Genomic DNA, 20846 nt, shown 5'->3' on the forward strand with positions numbered 1-20846 from the left:
GCTCCTGCACTATGAGTCTTACCGGAGAGCCTTACTGGGCTTTCTCGGCGGCCAGTTCTTCCAGATCGATATAGCGATTGCCGATCCGTGGATGCAGACGCCCACCGTTGGCAGCCCCGAGCACCACGACGATTTCATCGGCGCGTGGCGCGTCTTCGATCTTCATTTCCAGGGTGACGTAGTGCGAGCGCAGACCTTCGTCATCCTTGTGCATCATCGGGATCTGAATCGAGGTGCCGGGACCGCCGCGCTTGTTGGTAAAACTCAGGTAGCTCTTGGCCTTGACCGCTTCGCGGTAATGATTGCCAAAGCGTAAGGTATGGATCACCGCCGAAGCATGTTCGATCTCGCCATCGGCACCGACGACTGCTGCTTTGCCATAGGCTTCGATTTTGTCGGCACCACCGATGGCATCGGTCAGGCGCTGGACCATCAACTCGCCCAGCTGCGAACAACTGGCGCGGATTTCCGGCTTCAGGTCTTCAACGAAACCACGGCCCAGCCACGGGTTTTTGATCACCACGGCAAGGCCGATCATGGTCACCGGTTTGTCGGTGGCTTTGCCGCCTTCGATAAATGTTTCCTCGGCGTAGCTGACGATTTTGCGAATTTCGAAACTCATGAGTGGCTCCCAGACAGGGTTGTTGGTGTGTATTGCGTCTGATGGTATACCATAATATTGAACGTGCAAATCTTTCTGCACGGGTCACAGGTCAAATCTGCTGGACGTGATTGTGCGAGGCAGCTTGCTGCCGGGATTACGGGGGTTGAGGGTGACGCGACGTAAGGCACGCGGATCGCCTTCGCCGAGGTGTAAGGTAGGCAGGCATTCCCTTTCTCTTTAACTGAAATGGAGGTAACTGTATGAGCACGCCCATGCTCTCGAAGATGCAAATCAATGGTTATCAAGTCATCAGCGTTAATAACGGCCCGTGGAAAGTCTGTACCAAGGATGATCGGTTAGGCTCGTTTGGTACTCGACAGGAGGCCTTGGCCTATGCGGCCTCCTTGCCCGCCTATCAGGCAAGGGTGCAGCGAGCGGAGCGCCAATAATCCCGATCAGAACAGGTAGCCTCGGTACACGCCGGGGCTTTTCGGGTCGCCGTTCGTCCGCCTGAGTAAAGATCAGGCAAACTTTCTACGAAGTGCTATTTCGTAATCAATGGCACCGGGCGGCGTTGTCTGACAGCGTGTCCTTATTCAAATGATTAACGAGACGCAGATAGAGATGAACATCGAGACACTGATCCTCACCGAACCCGTCAAACGCCAGGTAATGCGCCTGCTCAAACAGATAGAACAAGCGAATTCAATGATCCAGGCGGTAAAGTCTGGCGCACGTGCCGATGGGTTTGTGCTAGGCCTGGAGGCTGCGGGAACGATGAGTCACAGTGATATTGACAACTTGCATTTGTTCTTCGAAACAGCGCTGGAGGCCCGTTTGAGAGCGCTCGTGCATTGAACGAAGAGGAACTTTTAAATAAAGCTCATGACTCTGTCCACTGCACATCACTCAAGCCGAATTGCTCGGCTTTGGGTTTACTTATAACGGGGACTTTGTCCATCCGGTATTTGGGTATCTGGCCAAATCCAGCATCCACGGCAGCCCAGTTCCAGGCTGACGCGTTGTCCATTGCCGGGGCGCAGACATAGAAGCTCTTATACTTGCCGTGTAATAAATAGTCGATCCGGTAATGTCTGGAATGATGCATGTCTGCATCCCTCTGTTGTTGATGTAGTCGATAGATGGAGTCCTCGTAGTTGGGAAAATTCGCGACTTCCGATGATCGGCATGTTGCAGAAAGTTGCACGATAAAAAGGTGGCAATACGATGTTATTTTCGCTTGCCACTGGTCATTCGTCTGAATTTGCTTGCTGATTCGTGCCATTCATTTGAGTGGTTTTCTCAGTTCGCCGACGACTGCACATTAGGCAAACCGTGATAGTTTCGGTCGAAATACACCAGTGCCGCTGCGTCCTTCTGCCGACGCAGTGCCAACACTTCGCAGAATAGAATGTCATGAGTTCCAACGCTGACGGTCTGGCTGACCCGGCAATCAAAAGACGCCGCCGCGCCATCCAGAACCGGCGCGCCGGTTACCCATTCAGACCATTGTGCGGCGGCGAAGCGTTCGGCCATGGGCGTCTTGCCACCGAATAGATTGGACAGGTCGCGCTGTTCGCTGGTCAGGGTATTGATGCAGAGCGTTGCATGAGCGGTAAGGGCCGGATGCACCGACGCCGAGCGATTCAGGCAAACCAGCAGGGTAGGCGGCGAATCCGTCACGCTGCACACCGCTGTGGCGGTAAAACCGAAACGGCCATGGGGGCCATCAGTGGTGATGACGTTGACGGCTGCGGCCAGGCCAGCCATGGCGTCGCGAAAATCCTGCTGGGCAATCGGCGCTGGTGTGGTCGTTGGCGCGACAACGGGGAATTCGGCTATTTGCATATCAGTGTCTCCGCTCGGGCCTGACCAGCCAGATACTCAACAAGTAAACGATTGAAGGGTTCGACGTCGCTGACACTGGAGGCGTGACCCCCGTAGTCGAGCAATGCCAGACGCGCTCCGGACAGCTTGTCCGCCAGATGCTGCGAGCGTTGCCACGGCACGAGCATATCGTCGCGATTGGCGATCAGCAGTGTCGGCGTGTTGATCTGCGCCAGACGATCTTCAATGTCGAAGGCTTGCAGGGCTGCGATGCGCCGCAGCAGGTTATCGGTTTGCGGGAAGTGCGCCAGGGCGTGGGCCTCGTCTTCGGCCAGTTGTGCGCTGTGCGCGGCGATCCAGTCGGCAGGGTACAAAAACAGCGCCTGGGCCTGAACGTAAGCTGCCGGGCCGGTATCGCGCAGGAGGTTTTTGCGGATTGCGAAACAGCGCTCGCTGTGGGGGTTGGGGCTGCTCCAGGCGTTGATCAGCACCATGCTCTGGAGCAATTGCGGGCGTTGCAGGGCCAGCTCCAGCCCGACCAGTCCGCCCAGCGCATGGCCAATGAAATGGCAATGCTGGATGTCCAGTTCATCGAGCATGTCCAGCAACTCACCGGCCATGCTCGCAATCGAGTAGTCCTCGGCAAGGCTGGCCGGACTGCGCCCGGTTCCCGCCTGGTCGTAGACCACGACGCGGTTTTGCTCAATGAGCACCGGCAGCTGCGGCGCCCAGAAACGTGCTGAACCACCCAGACCGGAGCTCAACACCAACGTCGGTGCGTCCGCTGCCTGGCAGCCGAGTATTTCGTAGTGCATGCAAGACTCCAGCGCGGACGCTCGTGCGTCCGCTTCGTTATGGGTTCAGCCGATGTGCGCAATGCTGGCAATTTCGATCAAGGCTTCGGGTTTCACCAGGCCGCACTGGATGCAATAACGCGCAGGTTTTTCCCCGGCGAAGTATTCGGCATACACTTCGTTGACCTTGGCGTAATCCGCCCAGTCGCGAATCATGATCATGTTGAAGGTCACGTCATCCATCGTGCCGCCAGCGGTTTCGATCACACTTTTGATGGTTTCCAGAACATGGCGGGTTTGCGCCGTTGCATCACCGACATGGACGACGTTGTTGTCCTTGTCGAAGGGCAATGTGCCGGACACATACAGCACGCCATCCGCCATGGAACCGGGCACGAAGGGCGCAATAGGTTTGCTGGTGCCGGTGGGGATGATGGATTTCTTGGGCATGATGAAGCTCCTCAGGTCGCAGCGGTTTGGGTGCTGAAGGTGGTGCAGAAATCTTCGACGCTGGACACCCAGCCAAAGAAGGTTTCGATGTTGAACAGTGCAGCCTGCTGGGCAAACTCTGGACCGGCCTGATGGGTCGCATCCGCCAGCACCACGCCGAAGTATTCGAGGAAAAAGCCATCGCGCAGGGTTGATTCGACGCAGACGTTGGTGGCAATGCCGGTGAACACCAGGTTGCGGATGCCGCGACTGCGCAACAGGCTGTCGAAGTTGGTATTGAAGAAACCGCTGTAGCGGGTTTTCGGCACCACAATGTCGCCGGGCTGCGGCTGGAGTTCATCCACCAGTTGATAATCCCAGCCACCTTTGGCGAGCAACTTGCCTTGCAGTTCAGGGCGCTTGCGCATGGTTTTCAGCGCGTTGGATTTATGCCAGTTGGGCGAGCCGGGGCCACCGGCTTCGACGTAATCCGGGTCCCAGCCGTTCTGAAAGAAAATCACCGGCATCCCGGCGGCGCGGGCAGTCGTCAGCGCTTTCTGAATATTGGCGATGACCGGCCCGGTGCTGCTGACATCGAAACCGGCCAGGTCCAGATAACCGCCCAGCGTCGAATAGGCGTTTTGCATGTCGACCACGATCAGTGCGGTCTCGCTGGCCTTCATGCTCAGCGCTTCAGGACGTGCCGGCAGTTGCCGTGCCGGCAGTGTGGATTCCGGCAGCAGATAACCGGAAGTGCGCGCGGGTGCATTCATCAGGCGGATTCCTGCAGTGGGTTGATGTGTTGGCGGCTGGTCATCAGCGGCTGGATTTTTTGCCCGAAGTCTTCGACACCCTTCACGAAATCGTCGAAGGTCAGCATCACGCCCTGGGTGCCAGGCACCGTCGCGACTTCATCGAGCATCCGCGCCACACTGGCCCACGAGCCGACCAGGGTGCCCATGTTGATGTTCACCGCAGAAGTCGGATCGGCCATCTGCCGCATGTTCGAACCGGGGCTCTTGTCCGCCGCGCCTTTTTCGCTGAGCCATGCAATGGCTTCTTCGTCGGCGCCAGCCTTGATGTGCTCCCAGCGGGCACGGGCGGCTTCGTCGGTGTCATCGGCGATGATCATGAACAGCGGACAGGACGTGACATTGCGGCCGGTTTTTTTGTTGGCTTCGATCAGCTTCGCGGCAGTCGGCGCATAGGCCATTGGCGTGTTTACGCCCTTGCCGAAGCAGAAGTTGTAGTCGGCGTATTGCGAGGAAAACGCCATGCCGGCGTCACTTTGCCCGGCGCAGATGAGCTTCATGTCAGCCTGGGGTTTGGGGCTGACCCGGCAGTCGTTCATGGTGAAATACTTGCCTTTGAGGTCGCTGTGCCCGGTGCTCCACAAATCACGCAACACCTGCGCGTACTCGGCGAGATATTCATAACGGGTCGAGAAGAATTCGTCCCCCGGCCACATGCCCATTTGCTCGTACTCCGGCTTTTGCCAGCCAGTCACCAGATTGACGCCGAAGCGGCCGCCGGAAATCGAATCGATGGTTGACGCCATGCGCGCGACGATGGCCGGCGGAATGGTCAGCGTGGCAACCGTTGCGAACAGATGAATTCGGCGGGTGACGGCGGCGAGCCCGGCCATCAGCGTGAACGACTCCATGTTGTGTTCCCAGAACTCGGTCTTGCCGCCAAAACCGCGCAGCTTGATCATCGACAGCGCAAACTCGAAGCCGTAATGCTCGGCCTTCTGCACGATTTCCTTGTTCAACTCAAAGGTCGGCATGTACTGCGGCGCATTGCTTGAAATGAGCCAGCCGTTGTTGCCGATGGGAATGAAGATTCCAATATCCATGAGAAGGCCTCTTGCATGCGAATGATGATTGCGTTGCCCAGCGAGTGGGTAACACGGTACGCAAGAGCTTTTGCATGAAGCAGGCCAGATTTTATTAGTGTATTTAAAACAATGACTTGGTAAATAACTGAGTAAATTTCAGACCATTTGGTCCAGGTTAGAGCACTTGGTTTGTGCGCGGCGCACGGCGATGGGGCAGAAACGCCGAATGCGATACGCACTCCAGACGGTGGGACCGGATTTATCCGGGAAAGCGGTGGTGCAGGCGCAAAAAAAGTGTCGAAGCAAGATGCTATTCGCGAATGAAGTCGCTCCCACGAAGCCCGCACAAGGCGATTGCCGTCAAAGGTTGGTAAAGTGCGCGCTACGCACTATCGAATCGGTCGTAAACGTGAATAACGAAACTCCCGCTGCGCCGCCCAACTCCCTCAAACGCACGCGCGTGGTCAAGCCCAAGGTCGCGGCGGCCAAAGCCAAATCTGTCGCGAAGGACAAAGGCACCCGGGCCGCCAGCGCTTCCACGTTGAACCGTCGCACGCGTCTTGTTGAAGGCAAGCGCACGGCGATTCTCGAAGCGGCGCTGGAGATTTTTTCCCGGTTTGGCCTGCATGGCACCAGTCTGGATCAGGTCGCGAGCATGGCCGACGTGTCCAAGACCAACCTGCTTTATTACTTCAGCAGTAAAGAAGAGCTGTACACCAGCGTGCTGCGCCAGCTACTGGATGTCTGGCTCAAACCGCTGCGCGGATTCAGTGTCGAACAGGACCCGATTCAGGCGATCAGCGACTACATACGGGTCAAACTGGAATTGTCCCGTGATCACCCGGCCGAATCCCGGTTGTTCTGCCTGGAAATCATTCAGGGTGCTCCGCTGATGCTCGCCGAGCTTGAGCAGCCGTTACGCGATATCGTCGAAGCCAAGGTGGCGGTGATTCAGGGCTGGATCGATGCGGGCAAGCTGGCGCCCATCGAGCCGCACCATCTGATTTTTTCCCTGTGGGCGACCACCCAGCACTATGCAGATTTTGCCCGGCAGATCAGCGCAGTGACCGGCAATACCCTGGAAGACCCGGCGTTCTTCGCCCAGACCCTGGAGAATCTGCAAGGCCTGATTCTGAACGGGATCAGGCCTCGCAAGGGCTGAGTCTCGCGCTGAAGTAGAAAGGCATCAGTTCAGTCGATGCAATCCCTGTGGGACCGGATTTATCCGGGAAGAGGCCGGGACAGCCTCCAACTATTTCGCTGACTGAACCGACGCCTTCCCGGATAAATCCGGTCCCACCAGATCGCGCCGTTTTTGAGATTGTGGGTGCAACCCATACCATTCGAAATGAAGCAGGATTGGTTGGAGCAAGGCTTGCCTGCGAAGGCATCAGTTCAGTCGATGCAATCCCTGTGGGACCGGATTTATCCGGGAAGAGGCCAGGACAGACTCCAACTATTTCGCTGACTGAACCGACGCCTTCCCGGATAAATCCGGTCCCACCAGATCGCGCCGTTTTTGAGATTGTGGGTGCGACGCATGCCATTCGAAATGAAGCAGGATTGGTTGGAGCGAAGCTTGCCCGCGAAGGCATCAGTTCAGCCGACGCGATCCCTGTGGGACCGGATTTATCCGGGAAGAGGCCGGGACAGGCTCCAACTATTTCGCTGACTGAACCGACGCCTTCCCGGATAAATCCGGTCCCACCAGATCGCACCGTTTTTGAGATTGTGGGTGCAACGCCTACCATTCGAATTGAAGCAGGATCCGTTGGAGGCTTGCCTGCGAAGGCATCAGTTCAGTCGATGCAATCCCTGTGGGACCGGATTTATCCGGGAAGAGGCCAGGACAGACTCCAACTATTTCGCTGACTGAACCGACGCCTTCCCGGATAAATCCGGTCCCACCAGATCGCGCCGTTTTTGAGATTGTGGGTGCGACGCATGCCATTCGAAATGAAGCAGGATCCGTTGGAGCGAAGCTTGCCCGCGAAGGCATCAGTTCAGTCGATGCAATCCCTGTGGGACCGGATTTATCCGGGAAGAGGCCAGGACAGACTCCAACTATTTCGCTGACTGAAGCGACGCCTTCCCGGATAAATCCGGTCCCACCAGATCGCGCCGTTTTTGAGATTGTGGGTGCAACGCCTACCATTCGAAATGAAGCAGGATTCGTTGGAGGCTTGCCCGCGAAGGCATCAGTTCAGTCGATGCAATCCTGTGGGACCGGATTTATCCGGGAAGAGGCCGGGACAGGCTCCAACTATTTCGCTGACTGAACCTACGCCTTCCCGGATAAATCCGGTCCCACCAGATCGCACCGTTTTTGAGATTGTGGGTGCAACGCATGCCATTCGAAATGAAGCAGGATCCGTTGGAGCGAAGCTTGCCCGCGAAGGCATCAGTTCAGTCGATGCAATCCTGTGGGACCGGGTTAATCAATGACCCAAATCAACCCCCATGCCCGCTTTTCGTGCCATCGCGCACAAACCAAGTGCTCTGCTTCGGACCATTTGATCTGATTTATTTGCCTGAAATAGCTAACTAGTTGAAAATAAAGGCTATTTAAAGACTGGCACAGTTACTGCTTTTCTCCCTCGCACATTCAGGCCGGGCAACCGGTGCATCTTCAATGTAGTGTCGCGAGAGGCGTTAGTCGCATGACCTTGCAATCCGTCCCCATTATCGATCTTGCACCGTATTTTTCCGGCAGCGCTGCAGGCAAGGCCGCCGTCGCCAAAGCCGTCAATCAGGCCTGTCGGGACATTGGGTTCCTGGTAATCACTCATCACCAGATCCCCGCCAAATTGGTGCAACGTGTATCCGCGCTGACTCGCCAGTTCTTCGATCTACCGCTGGATGAGAAGCGCAAGGTTGATCGGCCCAGCCCGGAGATGGTGCGCGGTTACAGCGCAGTGGCCGAGGAAAGCCTGTCTTATTCGCTGGAAGAAAGCGCGCCGGGAGATTTGAAGGAGTCGTTCTCCATCGGCCCCAGCGATGTGCCGGACGAGGACTACTATCACAACGCAGTTGCCGGCTCGCACTTTGCGCCCAATGTCTGGCCGCCGGAGCGCCTGTTGCCGGGTTTTCAGGATGCCTATCGCGAATATTTTGCCGCCATGAGCGAGCTGGCGTGCTCGATGATGCGTTTGTTTGCTTTGGCGCTGGATCTGGACGAGCACTTCTTCGACGACCGCATTGACCGCCACATCAGCATGTTCCGCACCTTGAGCTATCCGGACATCAAGGCCGAGGTGGAAGCCGGGCAGATGCGCGCCAGCGCGCACACCGATTACGGCAGCATGACCATCGTGCGTCCGGACAGCGCACTGGGTGGTTTGCAGGTGCGTAATCAGTTGGGCGAGTGGGTCGACGTGCCGTATGTCGAGGACGGTTTCGTGGTCAATATCGGCGATTTGATGATGCTGTGGACCAACGACCGCTGGATCTCCACCTTGCACCGCGTGGTCAATCCGCCCGCTGACAGTGAATCTGACAATCGCCGCCAGTCCCTCGTCTTCTTCCATCAGCCCAATTACGACGCCTTGATCGAATGCCTGCCCGGCTGCCTCGCCGAAGGTCAGCAAGCATGCCACGCGCCGGTTACTTCCGGCGATCATCTGCTGTCGAAATTCGTCAAGCAGACCACCTTTGGCGGCAGCAAGGTGGCCTGATGAACAACCTTTCCTACGTCAATGTATTTGCCCGCGACATCGTGGCCCTGAGTGGCTTCTATTCCGCGCTGTTCGGCTTCAGCGAAATCGAAGCGATCCGCTCACCGATTTTTCGTGGCCTGGACACCGGCAAATCCTGCATCGGTTTTAACGCGCCTGAGGCTTACGAACTGCTCGACCTTGGCGAGTACGCCGGGAGCAGCGGCGTGAAGTTTCTGCTCAATATCGACGTGTCCGAACAAACCGAAGTCGATCGGCTAGTACCGCTGGCGCTGGCCAGCGGCGCGACCCTGATCAAGTCGCCGTACCTGACCTACTACAACTGGTATCAGGCGGTGCTGCTCGACCCCGAACAGAATGTGTTTCGCATCAATTTCATGCTTTGAAGTCGCTTACTGCCTTTCGCTTGCCACTCATCAGGAAGATCAAAATGCTCAACAGATTTCTCAAGCACACCTTGGGTGCGGCGGTATTGCTCGGCTTGGCGAATGGCGCCATGGCTGAAGGGTTAACCCTGGAAAAGCCGGCAAAAATCGCCATGGTGTACATCAGCCCGCGCAATGACGGCGGCTGGACGCAGGCGTTCGATGAGTCGCGGGTCAAGCTGGAGAAAGAGCTGGGCACCAAAATTCAGTACGTCGAAAGCGTGCCGGAAAACGCCGCAGCAATTACCCCGGTGGTAGATCGCCTGATTTCCCGCGGGGCGAATGTGATTATCGGCACCGCTTTCGGCTATTCCGACACCTTCCTGGAACTGGCGAAAAAATACCCGAAAGTCGCCTTCCTCAACGGCTCCGGCACCACCAATGCGCCGAACCTGGAATCGTTCTACGGTCGCACCTACGAAAGCCAATACTTGTGCGGCATGGCCGCTGGCGCTGCCTCGAAAACCGGCAAGCTCGGTTTCGTCGCGGCCAACCCCTTTGGCCAGGTGAACTGGACGGTCAATGCGTTTGAATTGGGCGCGCAACAGATTAATCCCAATGCCACGGTCAACGTGATCTACACCGGTGCCTGGAACGATCCGGTCAAGGAACGCGCCGCCGCCATGGCGCTGATCGACAACGGCGCTGATGTCATCGGCCAGCACGTCGACAGCCCGACGCCGCAGATTGTCGCCCAGGAGCGCGGCGTACTCGGCACCGGCCACCATCGCGACCTGAGCGAATTCGCGCCCAAAGCGACAGTGTGTTCCTCGGCCTGGGTCTGGGATCGTTTCCTCGCGCCTGAGCTGAAGAAAGTCATGGCCGGCAATTGGGTGCCCAATCCCAATGGCGCGCTGTTGTCCATGGAACAGGGCGGCACGGACATTACCCTGACCGCTGGCGAGCACGTCTCGGCAGAGAACAAGAAGAAAATCGAGCTGGCCCGGGAAGCCTTGATGAATGGCGAGAAGATTATTTACAGCGGCCCGATGAGCGACCGTGACGGCAAGGAGCGTATTGCTGCCGGCGCCGTTCTGTCTGATGCCGATCTGTGGAAAATGGACTGGTTCGTCAAAGGGGTGACTTCCCAGCAATGAGCCAGGCGAACGCGATCCAACTCACCGGTATCAGCAAGACGTTTGACGGCTTCAAGGCCCTCAGCGATGCGCACTTCACCGCCAAATGGGGCGAAGTGCATGCGCTGCTGGGGGAAAACGGTGCCGGCAAGTCGTCGCTGATGAATATTGCTGTGGGGTTGTACGCGCCAGAGAGTGGATCGCTGTTCATCGATGACAACCCGGTGCGGCTCAACGGTCCCAAGGACGCCAGCCGTCACCGGATTGGCATGGTGCATCAACATTTCAAGCTGGTGCGGCCGTTCACGGTTGCCCAGAATATTTTGCTCGGCCTGCCGCCTGCGCCGGGCAGCTACACCCAACGCCTGCAAACACTGGAGCAGCAAATCAGCGCCAAGGCCCAGGAACTGGGCTTTGCCATTGATCCACGGCAGACCATCGAAACCTTGTCGATTGCCGAGCAGCAGCGGGTGGAAATCCTCAAGGTGCTGCTGGCCGGGGCGCGCATCCTGATTCTCGATGAGCCGACAGCGGTTCTCACTGATAAGGAAGCCGAAGGCCTGTTGAGCACGGTGCAGTCGTTTGCCCGGCAAGGCGCGGCGGTGATTCTCGTGACCCACAAGATGTCCGACGTCAAACGTTACGCTGACCGGGTCACGGTGATGCGCGGCGGGCGTACCGTGGAGACTCTGGATCCGGGCAGTGTCAGCGTCGAGCAATTGGTGCGCCTGACAGTGGGCGAATCCGCGCCGACCCAGGAATACCCGATGGCGGCTGCGGGTGAGCCGCGCTTGATCGTGAAAAACCTCAGTTCAGTGGCCGGGCAAGGCCCTTTGGCGGGCATCAACATGACCCTGCACGCTGGACAGATTTACGGCATCGCGGGCGTGGGCGGCAATGGTCAAAGCGAACTGGCTAACGCCTTGATGGGCTTGCCGCAGCCGACCCAGGGCGAAATGCTCCTGCAAGGTTTTGGCGACTTGCGCCTGGCCTCGCCCGAGCGCCGTCGCGACTTGCGCATCGCGTCGATTCCCGCGGACCGTTACGGTGCGGCGCTGGCCGGTTCGCTGTCGGTGGCAGAAAACTTCGGCATCGGCCAGATTCACAGCGGTCGCTACGGCTCATTCCTGCGCCTGCGTGGCAAGCGACTGGAGCAGGACGCAGCTGAGGCGATCAGCGCTTTCGATGTACAGGGCGTGCGTTCGCTGCAACAGAAAGCCGCATTACTCTCCGGCGGCAACGCGCAAAAACTGGTGATCGCCAGGGAATTCAGCCGCGATCCGCAATTGGTGTTGGTGCATAGCCCGAGTCGCGGTCTGGATGCGCGCGCCACGGCGGCGGTACACGCTCGCTTGCGCGCGGCCCGCGACGCTGGCGCAGCGGTGTTGGTGATCAGCGAAGACCTTGATGAAGTGTTGGCCCTGGCCGACCGCATTGGCGTCATGAACAGCGGCCGTATCGTCGCGGAATTCGAGCGTCCTGCGAATCGCCAGGCGATTGGCAAGGCCATGGTGAGTCATGACTGACGTTATTCCTGAAGCTATTTTGCATTCCACGCCATCCTCAAGGCCACGCCGCCAGCCTTTATTGGCGCGGCGATATGCTCTGGAAATTCGTCAGCAACTGGCCTGGTATTGGCAGGCGCTGATCATCGCGCTGGCGCTGGTGATCGGCCTGGGGATTTCGGCAGCGATTCTGGTCGGCGCCGGGGTGCCCGCCGAAGAACTGCTCAACGAGTTCGTGGTACTGACGGTGCTCGATCCGCAGAACTTCAAATCGGTATTGTTTCAGGCGGCGCCGATGATTCTGGTCGGGTTGGCAGGCTGTATGGCGTTTCGTGCACGGTTCTGGAATCTCGGCCTGGAAGGCCAGATGATCTGGGGCGGCATCGGCGCAACCGCTATCTCGTTGTTCGAAGTCGGTCCACCGGCCATTCGCCTGCCGTTGATGCTGGCTGCCGCGATGATCTGCGGGGTGCTGTGGACGCTGGCACCGGTGCTGCTCAAGCTGCGCCTCAAGGTCAACGAGATCATCTTGACGCTGATGCTCAATTACATCGCCGCCAATTTTCTCCTGCATCTGCTTTACGGCAGTTGGAAAGATCCCCGCGATAATTTTCCGTATTCACCGGCGTTTCGCAGCTTCGAGCGTTTGCCGGATCTGTTCGACGGCTACAACGCGGCGATCCTGCTGGCCGGGTTGGTCACCTTGTTTGCTCTGTGGTTCATCGGCATTTCCCGCGCCGGCCTGTACCTGCGCTTCGTTGATGCCAACCCACGCGTGGCCAGCGCGGTCGGCGTGCCGGTGCGCAAGATGATCATCGGCACGGTGCTTTTATCCGGCGCGTTGGCGGGCATTGCCGGTTTTATCGTCACTGCGGGGCAGGAAGGGCGGCTGACTCAGGCGTTCTATCAAGGCTACGGTTTTTCCGGAATTCTCGTCGCGTTCCTGGCACGCAACAATCCGCTGGCGGCGACCATCGTCGCCTTGCTGGTGGCGATGCTGTTCGTGGCCGGTCGCAGTTTGCAGGTGTTCTACCAGATACCGTTTTCCATGGTGCAGCTGATCCAGGCCATTCTGGTGATCTGCGTCGCCTCGTCAGATTTTTTCATTCGCCATCGCATACGGCGCATCCAGGTTGTTCAAGGCGGAGAATCCTGATGGACATGATCGCCAACTGGTTGGGCAACTCGCCCGACTTCGCCGTACCTTTCGCCCTCGCAGCCTTGGGTCTGATCCTTACCGAACGGGCAGGGGTGCTGGCGCTGGGTGCCGAGGGCTTGATGCTGGTGGGTGCGCTGGCGGCCATCGGTGCGCAGCTGAGCTTCAGTACACCACTGATTTCGTTGCTGGCGGCGATGCTGGCGGGCAGCGTGGTGTCGTTACTGTTCGCGCTGATGGTGCTGGTGATGCGCATCAATCAGGTCATCGCAGGTTTAGCGCTGGTGTTCTTCTGCCAGGGCTTGACGGGATTGCTCGGCACCTTGCTGGAGTGGGCCAACCACCCGGTAACCGGGCTTGCGGCCATACCGCTTTGGCCGTTCTCCGAGCTGCCTCTGATCGGCAAGGTGTTCGTGCAGAATCCTCTGGTCTATCTCACGCCGGTCATCTTCATCGTCGTGGTCTGGTTCCTCAATCGCAGCAACCACGGTCTGCGCTTGCGTGCGGTAGGGGAGAATCCCCAGGCTGCGGACGCCGCCGGTATTTCGGTGCTGGGTTATCGGTTGGCGGCGATCATGGCCGGTGCGGCGTTGATCGGTCTGGCGGGCGGTTACATCTCCGTGCTCAGCACCAAGATGTGGATTGCCGACATGACCGGCGGGCGCGGCTGGATTGCCGTTTCCCTGGTGATCTTTGCGCGCTGGTCGCCATGGCGCGCGCTGGCCGGAGCCGTGTTATTCGGCTGCATCGAAGCCTTGATCCCGCAGCTGGCAACCACCGGCGTGCGTTTGCCGCAATATTTTGTGCTGATGACACCCTACGTGGTCACGCTGTTGGTGATGATCTGGGTCGCCATGGGCCAGCGCGACTCGGTCGCCAGTTCGGGTAGCCAACCGGGTGCTTTGGGTGAGCCATTCATTCGAGAAGAAAGGCGCTGACTGAACCTGGCCGATCAGGTACTACGACCTGATCGGTCAACATCTGGACCTGTCACTTATCTGCACGTTTGTGGAACATCTACCCAACCAACCTCCATGTTTGCGCACTAAAAGCAGGCGAAACGAGGGTTTGTTTTTTTAAAAACCGAAATTGGCGCCAATATTGTCAGGGTTTTTAGGTTTTTGGCTCGGGTCTTGCTCAGGTAACCGCCAAACAACTGAGGTGGTGACATGAGTCGTCTGTTCCCTTGCATCGAAATCAGCGGCACGCCATTTGAACGCGGCGTGCAATACGGCAAAGCCTGTCCGCTGATCATTGCCCGCAGCATCGAAGTCTACAGTCAGCAATTGTTGGACATGGGTTACGACTGGGCGGGTATTCGGCGCTTGGTCAATCAGTTCGTGCCCAACATAGAAGCTTTCGAACCGCAGTATCTGGAAGAAATGCGCGGCATTGCCCAGGGTTGCGGTCAGGATTTCGAGGCTATCGTGCTGATCAACGCACGGACCGAGATTATCCATCTGGGTCGCCGCAGCATGTTGGACAAGCCCGAGCTGGATGGCTGCACCGGGGCGATCATCTTGCCCGGCGCCACTTTGCACAACGAGTTACTGCATGGGCAGAACTGGGACTGGCGCGCCGAGTGCGCTGAAACCGGCGTGGTCCTGCATATCCGTCGCGAAGACGGCCCGGATGTGCTGACCTTTACCGAAGCCGGAGGCCTGGGCCGGGCGGGGCTCAACTCCATCGGCACCGCAATTACCGGCAATAACCTTGAATCCGACCGCGATTACCAGACTTTGGGCGTGCCCTTGCCATTGATTCGGCGCAAGGCGCTGGAAGCCAATCATTTCGCCTTGGCGATGAAGGTCGTGGCGGTGACGCCCAAGTCCGGCTCCAATAACATGATGCTCAGCCATGCCGGGGGGGTCGGCATCAATTACGAGTGCGCGCCCGATGAAGTCTTCCCGTTGTTTGAAGACAACGGTTTGCTGGTGCATGCCAACCATTGGCGCAGCCCGGTCGCGCAGGTCAAGTTGAAAAATACCGGCATCGGTGGCGCGCCGGAAAGTTTTTATCGGGACATCCGGGTCGAGAAAGTTCTCCGTCAACGCCAGGGCGACCTGACCCTGGAACACATGAAAACCGCTTTCTTCGATGACTTCGGCACGCCCTTCGCCGTGTGCCGTCCGCCGCGGCCAAGCTCCAGCGGTGAAGATAATTTGTCGGCAACCGTAGCGATGATCGTCATGCGCCCGGCCAGCGGCTACATGGAAATTGCACCGCTGCCAGCAATCAGTCGTCTCTTCGGCAAGTACCAACTGGAAATGGAGTCGGACTACGCACGTTACGCAGTATGGTAGGCGTTTTTATTTTCCTGTTTGAGCGAGCGGGCGCCTTGGTGAGCCAGATCCCACGCGTTGACGTTCTTCGCGAGCAAGCTCGCTCCCACAGAAATCCGTTTCCGCCCGTACAGTACCGAGGAAGATAAATGCTTCGTTTGATCATTGCGCGTCTGGCCATGGCGGTTCCGACGCTGCTGCTGATTTCCATCGCCGTGTTCGCGATGATTCGCCTGATTCCCGGCGATCCGGCATTGCTGATGCTCGGCGATATGGCCGATCCGGCCAATCTGAGCGCGCTGCGGCAGTCGTTGGGGCTGGATCAGCCGATGTGGATTCAGTACCTGATCTGGATCAAAGCGGTGCTGAGCGGTGATCTGGGGCATTCCATCACCAGCCAGCAAGCGGTATTGCCGCTGGTGCTGGAGCGCTTCAGCGTCAGTCTGACCATTGTGCTGAGCGCCGTTTTTCTCGCCGCAGTAATTGCCGTGCCATTGGGCATGCTTGCGGCCTGGAAGCAGAACAGCCTGGTGGATCTCGGCTTGGTGACGGCGGCTACCTTGCTGTTGTCGATCCCCGGTTTCTGGATGGGCCTGTTGCTGCTGTATGCCTTCGGCCTGACGCTGGGCTGGCTGCCGGTGGTGGGTTATGTGCCGTTTGGCGAAGACTTCGGCAAGGCGCTGACTTACGTGATTCTGCCGATCACCACGCTGGTGCTGCATGAAAGCGGGGTGATCATTCGCATGGCCAGGGCCAGCACTATCGAAGTGCTGCGTCTGGATTACATCGCCCATGCCAGGGCCAAAGGCTTGTCGGAGCGTGCGGTGCTCTGGCGGCACACGCTGCGCAACGCCTTCGCACCAACCTGGACACTGATCGGCCTGATTCTCGGCAACTTGCTCGGCGGTATCGCGGTGATCGAAACGGTATTCACCATTCCGGGCATCGGCCGGCTGATGGTCGACTCCATTTATGCCCGGGACTATCCGGTGCTGCAGGGCAGTCTGCTGCTGATCACCTTTGTTTATGTGCTGGTCAATCTGGTCGTCGACCTGATGTATCCGCTGTTCGATCCTCGGGTGAAAGTATGAAGACGCTGAATGAGTCGCTGCCGATAGCCGTGTCCGCTGCGGCGCCAACACGCAAGCTGCGCATACCGTCCTTCAACGCCGTGATCGGCGGTCTGCTGGTGGCAGTGCTGCTGGCGATGGCCCTGATCGGCGTGTTCTGGACCCCTTACGACCCATTGAAACTGGACCTGATTCATCGCTTTCAGCCACCGTCGTGGGCGCATGTGCTGGGCACTGACGAATTCGGTCGTGACGTGCTCAGCCGGATCATCATCGGTGCCCGCACCAGCTTGTGGATCAGCCTGCTGACCGTTTCCCTGGCGATTACCGTCGGCACGCTGTTCGGCCTGTTTGCCGGTTACCTGCGCGGCTGGACTGACCGTTTGCTGATGATGGTCAACGACGCGCTGCTGGCGTTTCCCGGCATGCTCCTGGCGCTGGGCTTGCTGGCGATTGTCGGCGCCAGTCAGTACGGCATCGTCCTGGCGCTGGGCATCGCCTACATTCCGACCGTGGTGCGGGTGGTGCGCAGCACAGTGCTGTCATTGCGCGAGCGAGAGTTCATCGAGGCTTCGCGGGTCATCGGCAATTCCGAGCTGTACACCATGTGGAAGCACATCGCGCCCAATTGCGTGGCGCCGCTGATTGTTCTGGCCACCAGCATGTTCGGCTGGGCGATTCTCTCGGAAAGCGCCCTGAGCTTTCTCGGCCTCGGCGTGCCGCCACCTGCGGCGACCTGGGGCAACATGCTTGCCGCCAGCCGTCCGCACTTGGCCACTGCGCCATGGCTGGGCTTCTTCCCGGGCTTGATGATCGCCATCGCCTTGATCGGCATTAACCTCTTTGGCGATGCATTGCGTGATCGCCTCGACCCAAGGATGAACCGCTAATGATCAGCGTGAAGCCATTGCTGCGCGTCAGCAATCTGAGCATCCAGGTCGGCGTCGATGGCGCGCTTGCCGTAGATCGCTTGAGCTTTGATATGGCGCCGGGTGAGATCGTCGCCCTGGTGGGCGAATCCGGCAGCGGCAAGACCATGGCGGCCCGCGCAGTCATCGGCCTGCTGCCGCCGCCCATGCGGGTTTCGTTCGGGCAGTTGCTGCTGGATGACGTTGACCTGTGCACGCTCAATCACGAGCAACTGCGTCGGGTGCGCGGCGCGCGGATCGGCATGGTCTTCCAGGAACCCATGGTTTCCCTCAATCCGACCTTGACTATCGGCCAGCAAATGGCCGAAGGCCTGCGCCTGCATACCGAGCAGGACGAGAAAACCATTCGCGCCCGGTCGCTGGAAATGCTGCGCCGGATCGGTATCGACGACCCGGAGCGCTGCCTGACCGCGTTCCCTCATGAATTCTCCGGCGGCATGCGCCAGCGCATCATGCTCGCCTCGGTGATGCTGTTACGTCCTGCCTTGTTGATTGCCGACGAACCCACCACGGCGCTGGACACCTTGGCTCAGGCCGACGTCATCGAACTGATGCTGGAATTGACCCGGGAATACGGCACCGCTGTACTGTTCATCAGCCACGATTTGTCGCTGGTGGTCCGTCATGCCCACAAGGTTGTCGTAATGCGCCACGGCAAGGCGGTGGAGACCGGGCCGACCCGGGAGATCCTGCTCGGGCCCAAGGCCGACTACACGCGGCAGTTGCTTGAGGCGTTGCCGACCCGGGGCGAACTGGCGCCACCTTCGATGTCTTCGACGCTGGTGGACATTCGCAACGTGACCATCGATCACCCTGGCCGCAAGCGATTCATGCGCCGCACCGAAGCCAGGCGCGCGGTGGATGGCGTCAACCTGACGATTGCCGCCGGGGAAACCGTGGCGCTGGTGGGCGCCAGCGGTTCGGGCAAGACCACCTTGGGCCGCTCGGTGGTCGGCTTGATCACACCCAGCACCGGGGAAATATTTTTTGACGGTGTGGACATTCTCAAGCGCGGCAATCGCGAGCACCGCCTGCAATGCCAGATGATTTTTCAGGACCCGGTGTCCTCGCTGGACCCGCGCGCCAGAATCGCTGACATTCTCGCCGAGCCGTTGCGCCATGTGCCGGGCCTGAGCCGTGAGCAGTGCGACGAGCGGGTGCGCATCATCCTCAAGGACGTTGGTCTGGACGAGCAATTCGCTACGCGCTTTCCGCATCAGCTATCGGGCGGGCAACGCCAGCGCGTGGCGATTGGTCGGGCGCTGGTTCGTCATCCGAAACTGGTCATCGCCGATGAGCCGATTTCGGCGCTGGACATGACCATTCAGAAACAGATTCTCGAATTGTTCGAGCGCTTGCAGGCGCAGTACGGCTTTGCCTGCCTGTTCATTTCCCATGACCTGGCCGCCGTGGAGCGCATCGCGCATCGGGTGGCGGTCATGCAGCACGGTTGCCTGGTGGAAGTGGGCAGCATCGCGCAAGTGTTCGATCACCCGCAGCACCCGTTTACCCGCCGTCTGCTGGCGGCCGCCAATCCGCTGCTGCGTCTGCCCGACGGCAGTTACCAGTTGCGCAGCGGCGCCGGGCTCTGAACCCGGTGTTTTCCGCATCAACCTGTGATTTTTCTGACTGCCGTGGCTTGGGCAACGGCGCGAATGTGTTGGTTTTACCAAGGAATCGCTGATGAAAAGCTCTGTGAAGAAGGCTCTGGCCTGTGGTCTGGTCGCCATGCTCGGCGCCGGTGTCGTGCAAGCCCAGCCGTTGCGTCTGGCGCTGAACTCGGATGTTCGCGGGCTGGATCCCGGCGTCAATCGCGATGACCGCACCGATCAGGTTGTGCTGCATATGGTCGAGGGGCTGGTGGCCTACGGCGAGAAAGGCGAAGTCAAACCGTTGCTCGCCGAGAAAGTCGACGTTTCTGCCGACGGCCTGAGTTACACCTTCACCTTGCGCCGGGGCGTGACCTTTCATAACGGCGACACGCTGACCTCCGCCGACGTGCTGTGGAGCTGGAAACGCGACATGGACCCCAAGACGCAATGGCGCTGCCTGTCGGAGTTCGACGGCAGCGGCTTGACCAAGGTGATCGACATCCAGGCGCCTGACGAGCACACCGTTGTGATGCGTCTGGAAAAGCCCAGCGGCATGTTCCTCGCAACCCTGGCGCGCACCGACTGCGGCGGCACGGGTGTCTTGAGCAAGGCATCGCTCAATGCCCAGGGTGAGTTCGTCAAACCGGTGGGCACCGGTCCGTATCGGTTGGGCGAGTGGAAGCGCGGGCAGTACGTCAGCCTGACGAAATTCGCCAACTATCAGTCGTTGCCCGGCCCCCGTGACGGTTATACCGGCGGCAAGCAGGCGCTGGCAGACGAGGTGCGTTTCGTCATCATTCCCGATCAGGCAACCGTCAAGGCCGCGCTGTTTTCCGGCGACCTGGACATGGCCGAAGTCACCGAGACCGATCTGCCGGAAATCAAGAGCCACGCCAATCTGAAAGTATCGACATCGCCCAGTGCCACCATGAACGTGCTGATGTTCCAGACCCGCGATCCGCTGCTCAAGGACAAACGCATTCGCCAGGCGATTGCGGCGGCCATCGACGTCAATCAACTGGTGGCGACCACCAGCAACGGCTTTGGTGTTGCCAACAATTCCATCGTCAGCGTCGCGTCTAGTTACTACGGCGCCGCCGAAAAAGCCGGTTTCAGCTACGACCCGCAAAAGGCCGCTGCGCTTTTGCAACAGGCCGGCTACCACGGGCAGCCGCTGACCATCGTCGCCAACCGCCGCTCGATGGTGCCCAGTTATGACCTGGCGATCATTACCCAGGCCATGCTGCAAGCCGTCGGCATGAATGTTCAGGTTGAGGTGCTGGAGTGGGGCACGCAACTGGAGCGTTACCAGACCGGTCGCTACCAGGCCATGTCGTTCACCTATTCGGCGCGTTTCGATCCGGCGCTGAGCTTTGAACAGGTCACCGGCAACAAGGACAAGGAACCCCGCAAAGGCTGGGAAGATCCGGTCGCCATCGACCTGCTGGCGCAATCACTGAAGGAAGGTGACGTGAGCAAGCGCCAGGCGCTGTTCGACCAGCTGCATGAGCGCTTCATCGACCAGGTGCCGATGATCGTCATGTACAACGGGCTGGACATCATGGCGCTGAACCAGAAAGTCGAGGGTTACAACTCGTGGATCGGCCAGAAGCCGCGCCTTTGGGGCGTCAGCGTCAAGCCTTGAG

21 protein-coding genes are annotated in these 20846 nt (G+C 59.0%); 14 read left to right on the top strand and 7 right to left on the bottom strand.

Annotated features, from left to right (window positions below; genetic code table 11):
* Nucleotides 1-31: 31 nt before the first annotated feature.
* On the bottom strand, nt 32-622 hold the full coding sequence (locus ACP7E4_RS08160) for an amino acid synthesis family protein (protein WP_426115036.1): 591 nt from the start codon (nt 620-622) through the stop codon (nt 32-34).
* Between the two features lie 242 nt (nt 623-864).
* Here ACP7E4_RS08160 and ACP7E4_RS08165 point away from each other — a divergent pair, with 242 nt between their 5' ends.
* Nucleotides 865-1053, top strand: coding sequence for a DUF2188 domain-containing protein (locus tag ACP7E4_RS08165; protein ID WP_426115034.1), 189 nt, complete (start codon nt 865-867; stop codon nt 1051-1053).
* A gap of 175 nt (nt 1054-1228) precedes the next feature.
* Nucleotides 1229-1462, top strand: coding sequence for a hypothetical protein (locus ACP7E4_RS08170; RefSeq protein WP_426115032.1), 234 nt, complete (start codon nt 1229-1231; stop codon nt 1460-1462).
* Between the two features lie 25 nt (nt 1463-1487).
* On the opposite strand, the gene ACP7E4_RS08175 is transcribed toward ACP7E4_RS08170, so the two are convergent.
* The 6 genes from ACP7E4_RS08175 to rutA all read right to left on the bottom strand — a co-directional run bounded on the left by ACP7E4_RS08175 (nt 1488) and on the right by rutA (nt 5509).
* On the bottom strand, nt 1488-1712 hold the full coding sequence (locus ACP7E4_RS08175) for a DUF6555 family protein (RefSeq protein WP_020292631.1): 225 nt from the start codon (nt 1710-1712) through the stop codon (nt 1488-1490).
* A gap of 194 nt (nt 1713-1906) precedes the next feature.
* Nucleotides 1907-2452 (bottom strand): NADH-dependent FMN reductase RutF, encoded by a 546-nt coding sequence (gene rutF / locus ACP7E4_RS08180; RefSeq protein ID WP_426115030.1) that lies wholly within the window; start codon nt 2450-2452, stop codon nt 1907-1909.
* Entirely contained in the window at nt 2443-3246 is an 804-nt protein-coding gene (rutD, locus tag ACP7E4_RS08185; RefSeq protein WP_426115028.1) for a pyrimidine utilization protein D, read from the bottom strand. Before rutD ends, rutF begins: the two co-directional genes overlap by 10 nt.
* Before the next feature lie 45 nt (nt 3247-3291).
* Nucleotides 3292-3675: a pyrimidine utilization protein C gene (gene rutC, locus ACP7E4_RS08190; protein ID WP_426115026.1), complete on the bottom strand. Its 384-nt coding sequence runs from the start codon at nt 3673-3675 to the stop codon at nt 3292-3294.
* Between the two features lie 11 nt (nt 3676-3686).
* Entirely contained in the window at nt 3687-4427 is a 741-nt protein-coding gene (rutB, locus tag ACP7E4_RS08195) for a pyrimidine utilization protein B (protein WP_426115024.1), read from the bottom strand.
* Nucleotides 4427-5509: a pyrimidine utilization protein A gene (rutA, locus tag ACP7E4_RS08200; protein ID WP_426115022.1), complete on the bottom strand. Its 1083-nt coding sequence runs from the start codon at nt 5507-5509 to the stop codon at nt 4427-4429. The genes rutB and rutA overlap by 1 nt, the downstream gene beginning before the upstream one ends.
* 391 nt (nt 5510-5900) lie before the next feature.
* Here rutA and rutR point away from each other — a divergent pair, with 391 nt between their 5' ends.
* From rutR to ACP7E4_RS08260, 12 genes are all read left to right on the top strand, one after another.
* Nucleotides 5901-6653, top strand: coding sequence for an HTH-type transcriptional regulator RutR (rutR, locus tag ACP7E4_RS08205; RefSeq protein ID WP_426115020.1), 753 nt, complete (start codon nt 5901-5903; stop codon nt 6651-6653).
* 1498 nt (nt 6654-8151) lie between these two features.
* Nucleotides 8152-9165 carry an isopenicillin N synthase family dioxygenase gene (locus ACP7E4_RS08210; RefSeq protein WP_426115018.1) on the top strand — a complete coding sequence of 338 codons (1014 nt, stop codon included), beginning with the start codon at nt 8152-8154 and terminating at the stop codon, nt 9163-9165.
* Nucleotides 9165-9551, top strand: coding sequence for a glyoxalase (locus ACP7E4_RS08215; protein WP_426115016.1), 387 nt, complete (start codon nt 9165-9167; stop codon nt 9549-9551). The genes ACP7E4_RS08210 and ACP7E4_RS08215 overlap by 1 nt, the downstream gene beginning before the upstream one ends.
* A 44-nt stretch (nt 9552-9595) precedes the next feature.
* Complete coding sequence (locus tag ACP7E4_RS08220) at nt 9596-10687, top strand: BMP family ABC transporter substrate-binding protein (protein ID WP_426115014.1); 1092 nt, start codon at nt 9596-9598, stop codon at nt 10685-10687.
* Nucleotides 10684-12192 carry an ABC transporter ATP-binding protein gene (locus ACP7E4_RS08225; RefSeq protein ID WP_426115012.1) on the top strand — a complete coding sequence of 503 codons (1509 nt, stop codon included), beginning with the start codon at nt 10684-10686 and terminating at the stop codon, nt 12190-12192. Before ACP7E4_RS08220 ends, ACP7E4_RS08225 begins: the two co-directional genes overlap by 4 nt.
* A complete protein-coding gene (locus ACP7E4_RS08230; RefSeq protein WP_426115010.1) occupies nt 12185-13327 on the top strand; it encodes an ABC transporter permease in 1143 nt (380 codons plus the stop codon). The genes ACP7E4_RS08225 and ACP7E4_RS08230 overlap by 8 nt, the downstream gene beginning before the upstream one ends.
* Nucleotides 13327-14265, top strand: coding sequence for an ABC transporter permease (locus ACP7E4_RS08235; RefSeq protein WP_426115009.1), 939 nt, complete (start codon nt 13327-13329; stop codon nt 14263-14265). Before ACP7E4_RS08230 ends, ACP7E4_RS08235 begins: the two co-directional genes overlap by 1 nt.
* A 231-nt stretch (nt 14266-14496) precedes the next feature.
* Nucleotides 14497-15630 carry a C45 family autoproteolytic acyltransferase/hydolase gene (locus ACP7E4_RS08240; RefSeq protein ID WP_426115008.1) on the top strand — a complete coding sequence of 378 codons (1134 nt, stop codon included), beginning with the start codon at nt 14497-14499 and terminating at the stop codon, nt 15628-15630.
* A gap of 128 nt (nt 15631-15758) precedes the next feature.
* Nucleotides 15759-16700 carry an ABC transporter permease gene (locus ACP7E4_RS08245; RefSeq protein WP_426115006.1) on the top strand — a complete coding sequence of 314 codons (942 nt, stop codon included), beginning with the start codon at nt 15759-15761 and terminating at the stop codon, nt 16698-16700.
* Complete coding sequence (locus ACP7E4_RS08250; RefSeq protein ID WP_426115004.1) at nt 16697-17569, top strand: ABC transporter permease; 873 nt, start codon at nt 16697-16699, stop codon at nt 17567-17569. The genes ACP7E4_RS08245 and ACP7E4_RS08250 overlap by 4 nt, the downstream gene beginning before the upstream one ends.
* Nucleotides 17569-19200 (top strand): dipeptide ABC transporter ATP-binding protein, encoded by a 1632-nt coding sequence (locus ACP7E4_RS08255; RefSeq protein WP_426115002.1) that lies wholly within the window; start codon nt 17569-17571, stop codon nt 19198-19200. Before ACP7E4_RS08250 ends, ACP7E4_RS08255 begins: the two co-directional genes overlap by 1 nt.
* 91 nt (nt 19201-19291) lie before the next feature.
* On the top strand, nt 19292-20845 hold the full coding sequence (locus ACP7E4_RS08260) for an ABC transporter substrate-binding protein (RefSeq protein ID WP_426115000.1): 1554 nt from the start codon (nt 19292-19294) through the stop codon (nt 20843-20845).
* Nucleotide 20846: the final 1 nt, after the last annotated feature.

It is taken from the genome of Pseudomonas sp. DSP3-2-3, assembly GCF_049898225.1.
Classification (GTDB): Bacteria; Pseudomonadota; Gammaproteobacteria; order Pseudomonadales; family Pseudomonadaceae; genus Aquipseudomonas.